Origin of the sequence: Oleiagrimonas sp. MCCC 1A03011, assembly GCF_003267965.1 — a bacterium.
GTDB lineage: Bacteria > Pseudomonadota > Gammaproteobacteria > Xanthomonadales > Rhodanobacteraceae > Oleiagrimonas > Oleiagrimonas citrea.
Window position 1 is genome coordinate 29557 of record NZ_MSPY01000002.1, and the last position, 17848, is coordinate 47404.

Consider the following 17848-nt stretch of genomic DNA (forward strand, 5'->3'; position numbering starts at 1 on the left):
CGATATGGCGGCGGGCGCGGCATTCGTTCAGATCAACTCATGGCACGGGTCGGTGTGGGCCGGTCCGCGCTAGGATGTTCGCTTGCGCTGCGTCCGCAGTTTGTCCAAGGGGATTTTCATGCATTCGTTGAACCGTACCTCCCGTACGCTGCTGGGCCTCGGTCTGGCGCTGGCCTGCACGGCCGCCGCCGCCCAGGGCCGCACCCTGAACGCCAAGGATTACGCGCAGGCCGCGCAGGCACTTTCGATTCACACCAACCCGCTGATCGACCACGATGTCAGCGGCGTGCATTGGCAGAACGACCACGTCGTTCTGTATCGGGAACAGACCGGCGGCAAGACCGCCTACATGCGCATGGATGCCGCGACCGGCAAGGCGCGCGTCGCCTTCGATCCGGCGCAGCTGGCCACGCGTCTCGCGGCGGCGTCCGGCAAGCCGGTGGATGCCGGGCATCTGCCCGTGCGCGACTGGAGCTTCGGTCAGGACGGTCGTCTGCAGGTTTCGGCCTTCGGTGGCTGGTATACCTGCGGACTTGGCGCCAGGGACGTCTGCGTGAAAGGGCGCGCCGTGCGCACCGAGGCGTCGCGCAAGAAGATGTCGGACACGCGCGACGAGCCTGGCGTGTTGTCGCCGGACGGCACCAAGGAAGTGTTCGTGCGCCGCTGGAACCTGTGGGTGCGCGACCTGAAGACGGGTGACGAATTCCCGCTGACCACCGACGGCGTGAAGAACTTCGGCTACGCCACCGATAACGCCGGTTGGTTGCATTCGAACGGCGCCATCGTGCGCTGGTCGCCGGACTCGACGCACGTGGTCACCTACCAGCAGGACCAGCGCAAGGTTGGCGACATGTACACCCTGCGCACCCAGGTCGGACATCCCAAGCTCAATGCCTGGAAGTACCCGCTGCCGGGCGACAAGCACGTGTTCATGATCGAGCCGGTGGTGATCGACGTCGACACGCACAAGATGGTGCGCGTGAAGATGAAGCCGCAGCAGCGCCTGTCGAGCCTGTGCGACGACATCGACTGCAACCGCGACGGCAGTTGGGACGACGTGAAGTGGGCGCCGGACGGCAAGAGCTTCGCCATCGTCACCACCTCGCGCGACCGTCATCACGAGTGGTATCACGTGGTTAACGCCGCCAACGGCGACGTGCGCACCGTGTTCGAGGATTCGGTCAAGACTTTCTACGAAAGCGGCCATGGCATGGTGAACTGGCAGTACCTGCCGGCCAGCGACCAGGCCATCTGGTTCTCCGAGCGCACCAACTGGGGCAACCTGTACCTGCGTGACCTCAAGACCGGCAAGGAACTGCACGCTATCACCACGGGTGAGGGCAACGTCACCCAGGTGCGTCACGTGGACCGCAAGAACCGCGAACTGTGGTTCGTCGGCGTCGGTCGCACGTCGGGTGTGAATCCGTACTACCGCCAGTTCTGGAAGGTGAGTCTGGACGGCGGCAAGCCGGTGCTGCTGACGCCGGAAGACGCCGACCACGACATCACCATGTCCAAGGACGGCACGTACTTCGTCGACCGCTACTCGACGCCGACCACGCCGCCGGTGACGGTGCTGCGTTCGTCCGCCGACGGCCATGTCATCGCCACCATCGCGAAGACCGACATTTCGCGCCTGAAGGCCGCGGGCTGGGTGCCGCCGGTGCCGTTCACGGTCAAGGCGCGCGACGGCAAGACCACGCTGTACGGCATGATGTTCAAGCCGGCGAACTTCGATCCGCACAAGAAGTATCCGATCGTCGACTACATCTACCCGGGCCCGCAGACCGGTTCGGTGCGCGGCCGCAACTTCCTGGCCTCGCGTGGTGACAACCAGGCGCTGGCCGATCTCGGTTTCGTCGTGATCGCGCTGGACGGCATGGGCACGCCGTGGCGCTCCAAGTCGTTCCACACCACGTGGTACGGCGACATGGGCGACAACACGCTGCCCGACCAGGTGGCCGGCATCAAGGAACTGGCCAAGCGTTATCCGTGGATCGACCTGTCACGCGTCGGCATCTGGGGCCATTCCGGCGGCGGCAACGCCACCGCGGATGCGCTGTTCCGTTACCCGGACTTCTTCAAGGTCGGCTGGGCCGAGAGCGGCAACCACGACAACCGCAACTACGAGAACGACTGGGGCGAGAAGTACCAGGGCCTGCTGGTCAAGCACAAGGACGGCAGCACCAACTACGACAACCAGGCCAATCAGGACATCGCCAAGAACCTGAAGGGCCATCTGATGCTGGTGCACGGTTCCATCGACGACAACGTGCCGACCGGCGAGACGCTGCTGGTGGTCGATGCGCTGATCAAGGCCAACAAGAACTTCGACATGCTGATCATTCCGAACGTGCACCACGGCTACGGCTTGACCGGCACGATGTACGCCATGCGCCGTCGCTGGGACTACTTCGTGAAGCATCTCGCCGGCGACACGCCGCCGCCGGCGTTCCACTTCGAGCTGCCGGAGTGGATGAAGAAGATGCATCGTCACTGAGTTCGCGCTGCTGGCGACGGCAACAGGTCATCGTCGGCATGCGGTTTAGAGTGAGCGAGTTCGTTGGCCGTTCGCCATCATGCATGACGTTGGCCGCGTCGATATCAAGGGCCTGCCCGGGGAACCGGGCAGGCCCTTTTGTAAGGCTGGTGCGGGCTGACGGGACATGCCCATCTGATGGATGTTGCGGAAATTATGCGCCGCCCGGTAGGCGTACGGATGCGTGTGGACATCAGGGGGCATCGGGAAGTCCGGCCACGGCCGTCGGCGAACCGTGCGCGTCCAGCGCGATCATCACGAACCGCGCCTGCGTGCACACGCGGCGGTCGCCGCTGAGCAGGTCCTCGGCCGTCAGCGTCACCTCGACCTGCATCGAGCTGCGGCCGACGCCGGCGACGTGCGCGCGCAGCTCGACCAGCTGTCCCTGGCGCACCGGCACGTGGAAGTCGGCCTGCTCGGAACGGCCGGTGACCACGGTCCGGCGCGCGTAGCGCGAGGCGGCGATGAAGGCGGCCTTGTCCATCCACGCCAGCGCCTGGCCGCCGAACAGCGTCCCGAGGTGGTTGGTGTGGTGCGGGAACACCATCTCCATCAGCACCGCCTCGCGCGGTGCTGCATCGGTATCGGTGGCAGCCATGCTCAGAACGCCACGTCGAAGGCGACCTCGCCCTCGACGCCGACCTGATAGGCCGACACGCGGCGCTCGAAGAAGTTGGTCACTTCCTGCACGTCCTGCAGATCCATGAAGTCGAACGGATTGGCGACCCCGTACTTCGGCGTCATGCCGAGCTGGCGCAGGCGCTGGTCGGCGACGTATTCGAGGTACTGGCGCATGTCCTTCAGCGACAGGCCGGCGACGCCGCCGGCGAGCACGTCTTCGGCGAACTGCGTTTCGCAGGCGATGGCCTCCTCCAGCATTGTTTCGACGTCGGCCTGCATGGTTTCGTCGAACAGGTCCGGCTCTTCCTTGCGCACCTGCTCGATCACGGCGAAGGCGAAGGCCATGTGGCCCGATTCGTCGCGGAACACCCAGTTGGTGCCGCCGGCCAGGCCGTGCAGCAGGCCGCGCGCGCGGAAGTGGTAGACGTAGGCGAAGGCGGCGAAGAAGAACAGGCCCTCGATACAGGCGGCGAAGCAGATCAGATTGAGCAGGAACTGGCGGCGATGTTCGTGCGTCTCCAGACGATCCAGCTGCTGCACCGAATCCATCCACTTGAAACAGAAGTCGCCCTTGGCGCGGATCGACGGGATGGTCTCGATGGCGGCGAACGCCTTGTGACGCGCCTCCGGATCGGGCAGGTAGGTGTCGAGCAGGGTCAGGTAGAACTGCACGTGCAGCGCCTCCTCGTACAGCTGGCGCGACAGGAACATGCGCGCTTCGGGCGCGTTGATGTGCTGGTACAGGTTCAGCACCAGATTGTTGGAAACGATGGTGTCTCCGGTGGCGAAGAAGGCGATCAGGCGCTCGACCAGGTGGCGGTCGGCGTCGCTCATCTTTTGCTTGAGGTCGGCGGTGTCCATGCCGAAGTCGACTTCCTCGACGGTCCAGGTATTGCGGATCGCGGCGCGGTACATCTCGTAGAACTGCGGGTAGCGCATCGGCCGCAGGGTCAATGCGAAGCCGGGGTCGAGCAGGCGGGATGAAGGGTTCATGGGCATTCCTTGTGCGTGCGTGTCGGTCGACCCGAGGCGGGTGCCGCGTTCGTGCGGCAGGCGTCGTCCATGCGCATCCGTGTCGTCGGGTCGTCCGTGATGCCGCATCCGTGCGGCGGGTTCGTCCATGGCTACGAAGGGGTCAGACGGAGGCGTCGGTCACTGGCAGGCCTCGCAGTACTCCGGGTTCTCCAGCGAGCAGACCACGGCGGCGTTGTCGTCCGGCTTCGTCTGTGCGGCGGCGTGGCCGACGGTGGTCTGCGCGATGCGCGTGGCCGGGCGTGAGCGCAGGTAGTAGGTGGTCTTGATGCCGGCCTTCCACGCGTACATGTACATCGACGACAGCTGGCCGATGTTGGGGTTCTCCATGAACAGGTTCAGCGACTGGCTCTGGTCGATGTAGGCACCGCGTGCGGCGGCGTGGTCGATCAGCGCCTTCTGAGGAAGTTCCCACGCGGTGCGGTAGATGCGACGCAGGGGCTCGGGGATGGCCGCGATGCCTTGGATCGAACCCTCGGCGCGCTTGATGGCGTCGCGCACCTCGGCAGTCCACAGGCCCAGTGTCTTCAGTTCCTCGACCAGATGCCGGTTGACCACCACGAAGTCGCCCGACAGCGTCTCGCGCTTGAACAGGTTGGACACCTGCGGCTCGATGCACTCGTAGCAGCCGCAGATCGAGGCGATGGTGGCGGTCGGCGCGATGGCGATCAGCAGCGAGTTGCGCAGGCCGGTGTGCCGGATGGTTTCGCGCAGGGTCTGCAAGCGCTCGGCGTCGTGCGGCGCGGCGTCCGTCCAGTGGTCGAACTGCAGCTGGCCGCGCGCCGCGCGGGTGTCGGCGAAGGCCGGGTGCGCGCCGAGCTCGGCGGCCAGTTCGCTGGAGGTGTCCAGGGCGTGGAAGTAGATGTCCTCGGCGATGCGCGCCGACAGCGCGCGGGCCTCGTCGCTGTCGAACGGCAGGCGCAGGCGGAAGAATACGTCCTGCAGGCCCATCACGCCGAGGCCGACCGGACGCCATTTCATGTTGGCCGCGCGCGCAGTGTCGATGGGGTAGAAGTTCAGGTCGATCACGCGGTCGAGCTGGCGCACGGCCAGACGCACGGTGTCGGCCAGCTTGTCGAAGTCGAACGACCAGCGGCCCTCGTCGTCGCGCGCGAGGTGGCGCGACAGGTTGATCGAGCCGAGGTTGCACACCGCGGTCTCATCGTTGGACGTGACTTCCAGAATCTCGGTGCACAGGTTGGACAGGTGTACCGTGTTCCCGGCCACGGCGGTCTGGTTGCAGGTGGCGTTGGCGCGGTCCTTGAAGGTCATCCAGCCGTTGCCGGTCTGCGCCAGCGTGCGCAGCATGCGCGTGTACAGCTCGCGTGCGGGCAGGGTGCGCACGGCCAGGCCGTCGGCCTCGGCCTTGCGGTAGGCGGCGTCGAAGTCGTCGCCGTGCAGGTCGACCAGCTGCGGCACGGTCTTGGGGTCGAACAGCGACCAGTCCGCGCCGGCCTCGACGCGACGCATGAACTCGTCGCAGATCCAGTTGGCGAGGTTGAGGTTGTGGGTGCGGCGGGCGTCGTCGCCGGTGTTGTCGCGCAGTTCCAGGAATTCCTCGATGTCGGCGTGCCACGGTTCCAGGTACACGCAGGCCGCGCCCTTGCGGCGGCCGCCCTGGTTGACCGCGGCGACCGAGGCGTCGAGCGTCTTCAGCCACGGCACCAGGCCGTTGGAGTGGCCGTTGGTGCCGCGGATCAGCGAGCCGCGCGAGCGGATGCGGGAGTAGGCCAGGCCGATGCCGCCGGCGAACTTGGACAGCTTGGCGACGTCGGCGTACTTGTCGTAGATCGCTTCCAGCGTGTCCGCGGGCGAGTCGAGCAGGAAGCACGAGGACAGCTGTTCGTGCCGCGTGCCGGCGTTGAACAGCGTCGGCGAGCTGGGGATGTAGTCGAGCGAGGAAAACAGGCCGTACAGCGCCAGCGTCTCGCCCATGTCGCCGCCGCCCAGCGCGCAGGCGATGCGCATGAAGAAGTACGGCGGGCTCTCGATCACGTGGCGCGCTTCGGGATGGCGCAGCAGGTAGCGGTCGTAGACGGTGCGTAGACCGAAGTACTCGAAGCGGCGCGTGGCGTCGTGGTCGATGGCGTCGTCGAGCTTGCGCGCGTTGGCGGCCACGAAGGTCTGGAGGCGCTCGTTGATGAGGCCCAGCTCGGCGCCGCGCGCGACCGACTGCGAGAACGACTGGATGTCCTGGCCGCGCACTTCCTTGTCGATGGTGGCGGCCAGCAGGCGCGCGGCGAGCTGGCCGTATTCGGGTTCCTCGGCGGTCAGCGCGGCGGCGGTACGGATGGACAACTCGTCCAGTTCGCGGGTGCTGGCGCCGTCGTACAGGCCGCCGATGGTCTTGTGCGCGACGCGCATCGGGTCGACGGCGTGCAGGCCGTCGGCGCAGCGCTGCACCGCGCGCACGATCTTGTTGACGTCGACCGGCTCGTGCGCGCCGTTGCGCTTGGCGACGTGCATCTGTGCGGCGTTGTGCGCCGGCGTCAGGCGGAAGGATTCGTCCGTGCCGCGCGCGGCGGTGGACGGCGAAAATGCGGGTGGGACGGACGCGTCGGCAGACGCCGCGTCCACGGGCGATGAAGCCGTTTCCGGCAGGGTGTCGAGTGGATCCATGGCGGACCTCCGGATGGGTGGACCCGCCGCGCCGATCTGGGATAGCGCGACGGGTCCGTGACTCAAACGCCTGCTCCCTCGCGCAGGGCCTGAGGGTGTCGCCATGCGGATCACGCTCGCCAACGGACCGGGGTGGACCGGTCCCTTCAGCGACGCGCCTCCCCGCGGAAGCGGTCACCCGCACCAGGCGGCTTCTAGGTTCGGTCCCTCGCATCTCACGGACTGCGACGGCCGGACGGCCTGGCGTGTCGGCAGGTCTTCGGGCTTGCGGCTCGAGTCGTGCGACTCACCTACTGGCCTTCGCTTCCCGGGTACAGCGACCCAGTGCGCGGGAGTGATCCCATCAAGGCGTTCGATACCGCTTACCGCTGCGGGGCAGCTCCGGATTCACACCGGATTCCCTATTGTGTCCGCCGCGAGGCGAACACCGACGAACCCAAGATATGGGGTTTTGCGGGGTGGGTCAACGCGAAATATGGAGATGCTTCGCAAATCAGACAGTTGCCGTTCCGGCACATGTTGCGTGCCGCATGGCGCTTGTGCGCGACGCGCGCGGGCGCTACGCTGCGCCCTCGTTTCGGGTGTCCTGCGGCGTGTTCGCGACGCGGGATGAAACGGGAAGCCGGTGTGAATCCGGCGCTGCCCCCGCAACGGTGAGTGCGCGACGGCATCGATGGATGCCGCGGCGTGACCTTCCGCCACTGTGCTTCGCGGCATGGGAAGGCGGTCACGCCGGGTCCGAGGTTGGAGGATCCGCCACAAGCCCGGAGACCGGCCCGATACGTGCGACTGCGGCTTGCGCCGCGGCGCATTGTCCGGTGGCTTCGCGGAGGGCGAAGGCGGATCGAGCCGCGCCCGTTCCGGGTTTCCGCGTCCGTCCGTTTTCTCTTCCTCGTGTCGCCTTCATCCGCACCATGCCGTCGCGCGGGGCGCACGGCGAGGAGACGTTGCATGTACATCAAGATTCCGGGCGCGCCGTTCGCGTTTCTGACCCTGCTGACGGCATCGGCCGCCGCGACGGCTGCATCGCCGATGCCCGCTTCCAGCGATCTGAAACCGGTGGTGGTCACCGCCACCCGTACCGACGTGTCGCTGGACGATACGCTGGCGCCGGTCACCGTGCTCACTCGCGACGACATCGCACGCCTGCAGCCGACCTCGCTGGTCGGGTTGCTGGAAGGTCTGCCGGGCGTGAGCCTGGCCAATTCGGGCGGCATCGGTCAGCAGACGTCGCTGTTCCTGCGCGGCACCAGTTCGACCCACACGCTGGTGCTGATCGACGGCGTGCGCGTCGGTTCGGTTAGTGCCGGGCTGGCTGCGTTCGAGCAGATTCCGGTCGACCAGATCGAGCGCATCGAGGTCGTGCGCGGCCCGCGTTCGTCGCTGTACGGCGCCGACGCCATCGGCGGCGTGATCCAGATCTTCACCCGCCACGGCCAGGCCGGCGAGGGCATCACGCCGTCTTTCCGCCTCACTGGCGGCGGGCACGGCTATCGCGACGGCCAGGTCGGTCTGTCCGGCGGCACGCGGCACGCCTGGTACAACCTCAGCGTCGGCGGCACCTATACGCGCGGCATCAACAGCTGCAAGCAAGGCGCCGGCACCGTGTTCGCCGGCTGCTTCACCAACGAGCCGGACGCCGACGGCTATCGCTCCTGGAACGGCCTGTTCAACGTCGGCTACCGCTGGGACAACGGCACCGAGCTGGCCGGCAATTTCCTGCGCAACAAGAGCTACGTCGAATACGACGGCAGCTACCAGAACCAGAGCCGCCACGTGCAGCAGGTGGCCGGCGCGCGTCTGCGCCTGCAGCCGACCGCGGCCTGGACGGTCACGCTGACCGCGGGCCAGAGTCTGGACAAGGCCAGCAACTACAAGAACGGCACGTTCGTCGGCTACGGCGATTCGCGGCGCAACCAGTTCGGCTGGCAGAACGACATTGCGCTGGGCGACGGCCAGTTGTTGACCGTCGGTCTCGACGATCAGCACGAGCACATCGACAGCGACACCGCCTACCTGCGCACCGCGCGCGAGGACGTCGGCGCGTACGCGCAGTACCAGGCCAGCTTCGGCGCCAACGAAGTGCAGATCAGCGGTCGCCGTGACCACAACCAGCAGTTCGGCAACCACAACACCGGCGCGCTGGCCTGGGGCTATCACTTCGACGGCGGTCTGCTGCTGACAGCGTCGTACGGCACGGCGTTCCACGCGCCGACCTTCAACGATCTGTACTACCCGTCGTACCCCGGCTTTCCGCCGAGCGCCGATCCGAACCTGAAACCGGAAAAGTCGCGCAATCTCGAGCTGGGCCTGGGCGCGGTGCACACGCACTGGCACTGGCGCGTGGATACCTACCGCAACACCATCCGCGACCTGATCGCGCTGGACAGCCACTTCACGCCAGGCAACATCAGCCGCGCGCGTATCCGCGGCGCCGAGGCGCAGGTCGGCGGCGACGTCGGCGCCTGGCGCGTGGCCGGCTACGCGACCTGGCTGCAGCCGGAGAACCGCGACGGCGGACCGAACGATGGAAACTGGCTGCCGCGCCGCGCCGGACGCAGCGCGCGCATCGACCTGGATCGCACGTTCGGCGCGTTCTCGGTCGGGACCACGGTGTCGGCCTACGGCCACCGCTACGACGATGCGGCCAACCTGCATCGCCTGGGCGGTTACACCACGGTCGATCTGCGCGCCAGCTGGCAGTTCCGTCCGCGCTGGCAGTTGCAGGCGCGCCTGGCCAATGCGCTCGACCGCGATTACGAGACGGTCTACTACTTCAATCAGCCCGGCCGCACGGCGTACCTGACGCTGCGCTACACGCCTTCACGCTGATCCCCGGAGGCGGGCGCGGCGCTTGATCGGCGTCGCGCCCGCGTCGATAGTGGAGCCATGACCGTCACCGCGCCCCTGAAACTGCACGCCGATCTCGATCTGCGCGCCTGCGTGGACGCGTTCGCGCTGCCGTGGACGCCTTCGCCCGCGGCCGGCGTCGAGCGGCGCCTGATCGAGCGCGATGGCGCCGAGGCCGCGCGCGCCACCTCGCTGGTGCGCTACGCGCCCGATTCACGCTTTCCCTCGCACACGCATCCGCGCGGCGAGGAGATTTTGGTGCTGGAGGGCACCTTCGGCGACGAGTTCGGCGACTATCCGCCCGGCACGTACCTGCGCAATCCGCCAGGTTCCAGCCACGCGCCGCGCACCGACGAAGGCTGCACGATCTTCGTCAAGCTGCGGCACATGCACCCGCTGGAATCCGAGCGGGTCGTCGTTGACACTGCCGAACGCCCTTGGTGCGCGAGTGCCGTGCGCGGACTGGAGATCATGCCGCTGGGCGGTTTCCATGGTGAGCGCGCTGCGCTTGTACGGCTGGCGTCCGGCACGCGCGTGCCGCTGCGCCGACATGCGGGCGGCTGCGAACTGCTAGTGCTGGGCGGCGCACTGCGGGACGACGATGGCACCTATCCGGCCGGCACCTGGCTGCGGCTTCCGCGCGGCTCGCGGCAGTCGGTGTCCAGCGACAAGGGCTGCACGGTCTTCGTGAAGGCCGGTCACCTGCGTTGAGCGCGCGTCAGTCGGGGCGATGCGGCAGCGCCAGATAGTCCTGGCTCTGCATCTCGATCAGGCGCGATTCGGTGCGTCCGAATTCGGCGCGCAGGCGGTCGCCCTCGTACAGGTCGATGATCGGTGCGGCGGCCGACAGCACCAGCTTCACGTGGCGGTCGTAGAACTCGTCGACCAGATGGATGAAGCGCCGCGCCGGATCGTTGTTGTACAGGCCGAAGATCGGCACGTTGCCGATGACCACGGCGGGGAAGCGCCGCGCCAGTTCGATGTAGTCGTCGTTGCCGCGCGGGCCGTCGCACAGCGCGTCGAAGTCGAACCAGGCGATGTTGTCGGCGCGACGCTGCACGGCGATCGGGCGGTCGTTGATGCGCAGTTCGCCGCCCTCGTCGACGTCGCCCTCGGCGTAATCGGCGAAGATCCGTTGCAGCACGTGACTGGCCTCGGGACCGGGCGGCGTCTGATAAATCGGCGCCTGTTCCAGCGCGCGCAGGCGCCAGTCGTGGCCCGAGGTCATCTCCAGCACCCGGCAGTGCTGCTCGATCTGGCGGATGGCGGGCACGAAGCGCGCGCGCTGCAGACCGTCGGCGTAGAGGTTCGCCGGCGCGGTGTTGGAGGTGGTGACCAGCGCCACGCCACGCGCGAACAGGCCGCGTAGCAGGCCGCCGAGGATCATCGCGTCGCCGATGTCGTCGACGATGAACTCGTCCAGGCACAGCACGCGGGCACGCGCGGCGAGGTCGGCGGCGATCTGCTGCAGCGGGTCGCTCTGCTGGCGCTTTTCGTGCTCGCGCAGGGCCTCGTGGACTTCGCGCATGAAACGATGGAAATGTCGTCGCAACGCCACGCCCTGCGGCAGGCCGGCGACGAACAGGTCCATCAGAAAGGTCTTGCCACGGCCGACACGGCCCCACAGGTACAGGCCGTCGGGCGCGTCCGGCACATCGTTGTTCAGCAGCGAGCGCAGGCGGCCGAGTACGCCGCGTTCAGGACGCGGGCGTGCGCAGAGTGCGTCGTGCAGCCGGTCGAACTCGACCAGCGCGGCTTGCTGGGACGGATCGCTCTCCCAGCGATGCGCGGCCACGCCTTCGCGGTAGCGTTGGCTGGGACGGATCGCGTGGTCGGCGTCTGCGTGCGGCGCCGGATCGAACTCAGGCATCGCGCTCGCTCGGCAGCCAGCTGCGCACGCCGTTCTTGATCGCGCCGCGCAGGTCCATCAGACGGCGGTGGAAGAAGTGGCTGGTTTCGGGCATGCGTACCAGGTTGGGCGCGGGCTTCAACTTTTCCGCCCAGTCGAACACGGCGTCCGGATCGACCACCTCGTCTTCTTCGCCCTGGACGATGAGCCAGGGGCAGGCGGGCATCTCGAAGCCTTCGAAGTCCCAGCGCCCGACCGGTGGCGCCACGGTGATCAGTGCGTCGGCGCCCAGGCGCGCGGCATTGCGCAGCGCCACGTAGCTGCCGAAGGAGAAGCCGGCCAGCCAGATTGCATCGTCGGTGCGGCGGCTGCGCACCCAGTCGACCACGGCGGCCAGGTCGTCGCCCTCGCCGATGCCTTCGTCGTACTCGCCCTCCGACGCGCCGACGCCACGGAAGTTGAAGCGCACGGTGGCCAGACCCGATTCGCGCAGGCTGCGCTCGAGCATGGTCACGACCTTGTTGTGCATGGTGCCGCCGTGCTGCGGATGCGGGTGGCAGATAATGGCCACACCGCGGCGCGCACTGCTTTCCGGCAGGTCGACGGCCACTTCGAGCCGGCCGACGGGACCGCGCAGCGCGAAGCTGCACGCCGCGTCCGGAAACGTCTCGGGTGCGGGGGATAGGGTGGTTTCGGTCATCGCAACATCATAACCGCGCCGTTGCCCGCGTGCGTGAGGTGGGCGGAGCGCGATTCCACAAGTGTCTGATTGAATTTGATTAATAACCGGGTTCCCGGAGAGCGGCAAGGGTCGCCAGTCATGTTGTGCAAAGCCGCTGCACGCTGCGGTGGAGCGGGTCCGCATACGAAAATGCCGCCCGAAGGCGGCATTTCAAGTCCACGGGCAGGCGCGATGCGCGCCCGCGAAGATTATTTGGACTGGCTGACCATCCACTTCACGGTGGCGGCGACCTGTGCGTCGGACAGCGACGGATTGCCGCCGCGGGCCGGCATGTGGTTGCCGTCCGGGCCGGTGTAGCCCTCTTCGGCATGCTTGATGAGGGTGTCGATGCCCTGGGCGATGCGCGGCGCCCAGTTGGCCTTGTCGCCCAGCTTCGGCGCGCCGGCGACGCCGGCGGTGTGGCAGCTGTGGCACAGGTGACCGTAGATGGTCTTGCCGTCGGTGGTGCCGCCGTAGGCGACCTGTGCGGCGGCGGCCTTGGCGGCAGCGGCCTGCGCGGCCTGCATGGCGGCGAAACCGGACTTGCCGGCGTAGACGCCGCCGACCGGCGCGATACGCTGCTCGGTCACCTGGCGTGCGCCCGGAACGTCATCCTTCGGCGCATCGCTATAGATGTGCCAGGCCAGGAAGATCAGGACCAGCGCAACCAGCACCAGGAAGAAGATGACCATGGAGAACTGACGCAGAAAACTCTGGTCGGATTTGCTGATAGGACCGCTCACTCGTCGTTCCTCATTGTGTTGAATACGGCCGGAGAGCTGCCGGCTCAGCGCATGCAAAGGTTGCGAGTATAGCGGGCCGGGCGGGGTGGAAAAAGCGCATCCGGAAGCGATTCGCCGATGGCTTGTGCCATCAGTCATGTCGCGTCTGTGTCAACTGGCAGTGTTACAGAACGTTTAGGACCTTCTATGCTACGCGCAAAGATGGGCAAGAAGGCCGCTTTGCAGTGCGCGTCGACACCATTTCCGCGGGAGCGGGGAACGGTCCGGCGACGTGTCGTGGCGGACGGACTCATGCAGGGCGCGGATCGAAGCGCGCTGGGCATTTCATAAACGGAGCAATTCCATGTCGCGTTGGAAAATCGCGCTGATCGTCATTGTCGTCATCGTTCTTGCCCTGCTCGGTCTGAGCATGTGCCAACACCGTGCGAAGAACGTCGCAGCGGACGGCAAGAATGGTGCGCCGACGGCGGCCAAGGCAGACGGTCAGAATGGTGACAACGCCCCGGTGCCGGTCACCGTGGTGCCGGTGACCAAGAAGAATGTGCCGGTCTACCTGACCGCGCTGGGCACGGTGCAGGCACTGAACACCGTCAGCGTGCGCCCGCAGGTGGGCGGCCAGCTGCTGAAGCTGACGTTCGATGAAGGTCACCCGGTGAAGAAGGGGCAGGTGATCGCCAAGATCGACCCGCGCACCTACCAGTCCACCTACGATCAGGCCGTGTCCCGGCGGAATCAGGACCGGGCCCAGCTGGCGACCGCGCGAGGCAATCTCAAGCGCAGCGAGGACCTGATCAAGAAGGGCTTCATTTCGCGCCAGGATCTGGATACGCAGCGCAACACCGTGCATCAGCTCGAGGCGGCGGTGGCCGGTGACAACGCCAGCATCCGCGACGCCAAGATCAATCTGGACTACACCGACGTCACCTCGCCGATCGATGGCCTGGCCGGCATCCGCCAGGCCGACCCGGGCAATGTGCTGTCGACCAGCGACACCATCGTGGTGCTGACCCAGGTGCATCCGATCAACGTGCTCTTCACCCTGCCCGAGCAGGACCTGGATCGCGTGCGCCGCGCGCAGGCGGCGCAGGGCAGTCTGCCGGTCACCGCGCTCGATCGCGTCGACAGCCATGTCGTGGCCGATGGCGGCAAGCTGAAGGTCATCAACAACCAGATCGACACCAGCACCGGCACCTTCCAGTTGAAGGCCGAGTTCGCCAACGCCCACAACGAGTTGTGGCCGGGCCAGTTCGTCAATGTGCGCATGCAGGTGAACACGGTCGACAACGGCCTGGTGGTGCCGACGCAGGCGGTGCAGCGCGGCCCGGACGGCGACTACGTATATGTGGTCGGCAAGGACGACACCGTGCAGATGCGTTCGGTCCAGGTTTCGGGCGAGGCCAGTGACACCGAGTCGCTGATCGGCAGCGGACTGAAGCTGGGCGAGCGTGTGGTCACCGAGGGCCAGTTCCGCCTCAAGCCGGGACGCAAGGTCAAGGCCTACAAGCCGGGCGAAGTGCCCAAGGCGCCAACCGCCGAGGAAATCAAGAAGGCGGCGCAGGACAGCGGGCGGCGCCGGCGCTGATCCGGTCGCGCAGAACGTTCATGGACAGGATTTCGTCCCCAATCGCAGGAATCGCATAGCGTGGGCTTCTCTAGCATCTTCATTCGCCGTCCGATCGCCACTTCGCTGCTGATGGCGGCGGTGCTGCTGCTAGGCATCCTCGGCTACCGCGCCCTGCCGGTGTCGGCGCTGCCGGAAATCGACGCGCCGACGCTGGTGGTGACGACGCAGTATCCGGGCGCCAGCGCGCAGACCGTGGCCACCCTGGTGACCACGCCGCTGGAGCGCCAGCTGGGCCAGATCTCCGGCATCGACATGATGAGTTCGGACAGCTCCGCGGGGCTGTCGACCATCGTGCTGCAGTTCAACATGAAGCGCGACATCGACGTCGCCGCGCAGGACGTGCAGTCCGCGCTGCGCGCCGCGAGGCTGCCGGGCGGATTGCCGTACCAGCCGGTCTACAACCGCGTGAATCCGGCCGACGCGCCGATCATGACTCTGGTGATGACCTCCGACAGCCTGCCGCTGCGCGAGGTCAACAACTACGCCGACTCGATCATCGCGCAGAAGCTGTCGCAGGTATCCGGCGTCGGTCTGGTGTCGATTGCCGGCAACGTCAAGCCGGCGGTGCGCGTGCAGGTCAATCCGGCGCAGCTGGGCAATCTCGGCCTGACCATGGAGGACGTGCGCAGCGCGCTGACCCGCGCCAATGTCAACGCCGCCAAGGGCACCCTCAACGGCGCTACCCAGACCTATTCCATCGGCACCAACGATCAGCTGTCCAGCGCCAAGGAATACGGCGACGTCATCATCAGCTACAAGGACGGCGCGCCGGTGCATCTGCGCGACGTGGCCAAGGTGATCGACGGCGTCGAGAACGACCAGCTGGCGGCCTGGGCGAACGGCAAGCCGGCGGTGCTGCTGGACATCCGTCGCCAGCCCGGCGCCAACATCATCGGTACGGTCGAGCGCATCCACCGGATGATTCCGCAGCTGCGCAGCGTGCTGCCCGACGGCGTGCATCTGGGCGTGTTCGCCGACCGCACGGTGACCATCCGCGCCTCGGTGCGCGATGTGCAGTTCACGTTGATCCTCACCGTTCTGTTGGTAGTCGCGGTGATCTTCGTGTTCCTGCGACGACTGTGGGCGACGGTGATTCCGTCGGTGGCGGTGCCGCTGTCACTGCTGGGCACGTTCGCGGTGATGTCGTTCACCGGTCTGTCGCTGGACAACCTGTCGCTGATGGCGCTGACCGTGGCCACCGGTTTCGTGGTCGACGATGCGATCGTGATGATCGAGAACATCGTGCGCTACATCGAGCAGGGCAAGGATGGTCCCGAGGCCGCCGAGCTCGGCGCGCGCGAGATCGGTTTCACGGTGCTGTCGCTGACCGTCTCGCTGATCGCGGTGTTCCTGCCGCTGCTGCTGATGCCCGGCGTCACCGGTCGCCTGTTCCATGAATTCGCCTGGGTGCTGACGGCGGCGGTGGCGATCTCGATGCTGGTTTCGCTGACGCTGACGCCGATGATGTGCGCCTACCTGCTGAAGGCCGACGCATTGCCGGAGGGCGACGACGCGCACGAGCGCGCGGCCAAGGCCGGCAAGCGCACCCTGTGGTCGCGCACTGTGGGCCTGTACGAGCGCAGCCTGGACTGGGTGCTGGCCCATCAGCGACTGACCATGCTGGTGTTCGGATTGTCTGTCCTGGTCACGGTCGGCCTGTACATGGCCATCCCCAAGGGCCTGCTGCCGGAGCAGGACACCGGCATGATCACCGGCGTGGTGCAGGCCGACGACAACATCGCCTTCAAGGCGATGGAGCAGCGCACGCGCGCGGTTGCCGACGCGCTGCGCAAAGATCCGGCCGTGTCCGGCGTGGCCGCCTTCATCGGCGCCGGCTCGGTGAATCCGACGCTGAACCAGGGCCAGCTCAGTATCGTGCTGAAGCCGCGTGGTGAGCGCGGCGACCTGCAGAGCGTGGTCGCGCAGCTGCAGAAGGACGTGGCCAATATTCCCGGCGTGGCGCTGTACCTGAAGCCGGTGCAGGACATCACCCTCGACACGCGCGTGGCCGCTACCGAGTACCAGTACGCGATGTCGGACGTGAACAGCGACGAGCTGGCCACCTACGCGGCGAAGATGACCGACGCCATGCGCCAGCTGCCGCAGCTGGCCGATGTCGACAACAACCTGGCCGACAAGGGCCGCGCGCTGCACCTGACCATCGATCGCGAGAAGGCCAGCCGTCTCGGCGTGCCGGTGCAGACCATCGACGACACGCTGTACGACGCCTACGGCCAGCGCCAGATCTCCACCATCTTCACCCAGCTCAACCAGTACCGCGTGGTGCTGGAGGTGGCACCGCAGTTCCGCAACAGCGCCGACCTGCTGAACAAGCTCACCGTGCGCAGCAACGGCAGCGGTGCGCTGACCGGTTCCAACGCGACCAGCTACGGCATGGTGAGGTCGGCCAACTCGTCGACGGCGACCGGTATCGGCCAGTCCAACACCGGCATTCCGCTGGGCAGTGGCGGCAACGTGCCGCTGGCCAGTCTGGTCAGCGCGAAGGTCAACAACGCGCCGCTCATCATCAGCCATCAGAACCAGCTGCCGGCGGTGACCATCTCGTTCAATCTGGCTCCGGGCTACTCGTTGTCCGAGGCCGTGGACGCCATCCACAAGGCCGAGAATCAGCTCAACGCGCCGGCGTCGGTGCAGGCGCAGTTCATCGGCAAGGCGGCTGAGTTCTCGTCCTCGGTCGGCGATGAGGTCCTGCTGCTGCTGGCGGCCATCGTGGTGATCTACATCGTGCTGGGCGTGCTCTACGAGAGCTACATCCATCCGCTGACGATCATCTCCACGCTGCCGCCGGCGGGCGTCGGCGCGCTGCTGGCATTGATGATTTTCGGCATGAGCCTGTCGGTGGACGGCATCGTCGGCATCATCCTGCTGATCGGCATCGTGAAGAAGAACGCGATCATGATGATCGACTTCGCCATCGAGGCGAAGCGCACCGGCATGAACGCGCACGACGCCATCCGACGCGCCTGTCTGCTGCGTTTCCGGCCGATCATGATGACCACCTTCGCGGCCCTGTTCGGCGCGCTGCCGCTGGCCTTCGGCACCGGCATCGGTTCCGAGCTGCGTCAGCCGCTGGGCGTGTCGATCGTCGGCGGCCTGCTGCTGTCGCAGCTGGTGACGCTGTACACCACGCCGGTGATCTATCTGTACATGGAGCGTTTCGCCGATTGGCTGGCCGCGCGTCGCGAGCGTCATGCGCTGCGTCTGGCCGAGCGGCAGGGAGCGGCGTGAC

11 protein-coding genes and 2 riboswitches are annotated in these 17848 nt (G+C 66.9%); of the genes, 5 read left to right on the forward strand and 6 right to left on the reverse strand.

All coding sequences use genetic code 11. From position 1 onward, the window contains the following. Positions 1–118: 118 nt before the first annotated feature. Positions 119–2500, forward strand: coding sequence for a S9 family peptidase (locus BTJ49_RS03760; protein WP_113064063.1), 2382 nt, complete (start codon positions 119–121; stop codon positions 2498–2500). A gap of 232 nt (positions 2501–2732) precedes the next feature. On the opposite strand, the gene BTJ49_RS03765 is transcribed toward BTJ49_RS03760, so the two are convergent. From BTJ49_RS03765 to BTJ49_RS03775, 3 genes are all read right to left on the reverse strand, one after another. After that, positions 2733–3137 carry an acyl-CoA thioesterase gene (locus BTJ49_RS03765; protein WP_113064064.1) on the reverse strand — a complete coding sequence of 135 codons (405 nt, stop codon included), beginning with the start codon at positions 3135–3137 and terminating at the stop codon, positions 2733–2735. Between the two features lie 2 nt (positions 3138–3139). Next, complete coding sequence (locus BTJ49_RS03770) at positions 3140–4159, reverse strand: ribonucleotide-diphosphate reductase subunit beta (protein WP_113064521.1); 1020 nt, start codon at positions 4157–4159, stop codon at positions 3140–3142. 153 nt (positions 4160–4312) lie between these two features. After that, on the reverse strand, positions 4313–6811 hold the full coding sequence (locus BTJ49_RS03775) for a ribonucleoside-diphosphate reductase subunit alpha (RefSeq protein WP_113064065.1): 2499 nt from the start codon (positions 6809–6811) through the stop codon (positions 4313–4315). 232 nt (positions 6812–7043) lie between these two features. Next, a riboswitch (cobalamin riboswitch) is annotated at positions 7044–7258 on the reverse strand. 115 nt (positions 7259–7373) lie between these two features. Further along, positions 7374–7606: riboswitch (cobalamin riboswitch) on the forward strand. A gap of 156 nt (positions 7607–7762) precedes the next feature. Between BTJ49_RS03775 and btuB the strand changes: the two genes are divergently transcribed. Both btuB and BTJ49_RS03785 read left to right on the forward strand, forming a co-directional pair. Further along, the gene (btuB, locus tag BTJ49_RS03780) at positions 7763–9643 is read left to right on the forward strand and encodes a TonB-dependent vitamin B12 receptor (protein WP_113064066.1); all 1881 of its coding nucleotides are present in this window, start codon (positions 7763–7765) and stop codon (positions 9641–9643) included. A gap of 57 nt (positions 9644–9700) precedes the next feature. Beyond that, on the forward strand, positions 9701–10372 hold the full coding sequence (locus BTJ49_RS03785; RefSeq protein ID WP_113064067.1) for a cupin domain-containing protein: 672 nt from the start codon (positions 9701–9703) through the stop codon (positions 10370–10372). A gap of 7 nt (positions 10373–10379) precedes the next feature. On the opposite strand, the gene zapE is transcribed toward BTJ49_RS03785, so the two are convergent. The 3 genes from zapE to BTJ49_RS03800 form a co-directional block, all read right to left on the reverse strand. After that, on the reverse strand, positions 10380–11531 hold the full coding sequence (gene zapE / locus BTJ49_RS03790; protein WP_113064068.1) for a cell division protein ZapE: 1152 nt from the start codon (positions 11529–11531) through the stop codon (positions 10380–10382). Next, positions 11524–12210, reverse strand: coding sequence for an alpha/beta hydrolase (locus BTJ49_RS03795; protein ID WP_113064069.1), 687 nt, complete (start codon positions 12208–12210; stop codon positions 11524–11526). Before BTJ49_RS03795 ends, zapE begins: the two co-directional genes overlap by 8 nt. Before the next feature lie 230 nt (positions 12211–12440). Continuing rightward, a complete protein-coding gene (locus BTJ49_RS03800) occupies positions 12441–12923 on the reverse strand; it encodes a c-type cytochrome (protein ID WP_113064522.1) in 483 nt (160 codons plus the stop codon). A 394-nt stretch (positions 12924–13317) separates the two neighbouring features. Here BTJ49_RS03800 and BTJ49_RS03805 point away from each other — a divergent pair, with 394 nt between their 5' ends. Together BTJ49_RS03805 and BTJ49_RS03810 are read left to right on the forward strand one after the other, a co-directional pair. Then, on the forward strand, positions 13318–14556 hold the full coding sequence (locus BTJ49_RS03805; RefSeq protein ID WP_113064070.1) for an efflux RND transporter periplasmic adaptor subunit: 1239 nt from the start codon (positions 13318–13320) through the stop codon (positions 14554–14556). Positions 14557–14616: 60 nt separating this feature from the next. Continuing rightward, positions 14617–17847 carry an efflux RND transporter permease subunit gene (locus BTJ49_RS03810; RefSeq protein WP_113064071.1) on the forward strand — a complete coding sequence of 1077 codons (3231 nt, stop codon included), beginning with the start codon at positions 14617–14619 and terminating at the stop codon, positions 17845–17847. The last annotated feature ends 1 nt before the right edge of the window (position 17848 follow it).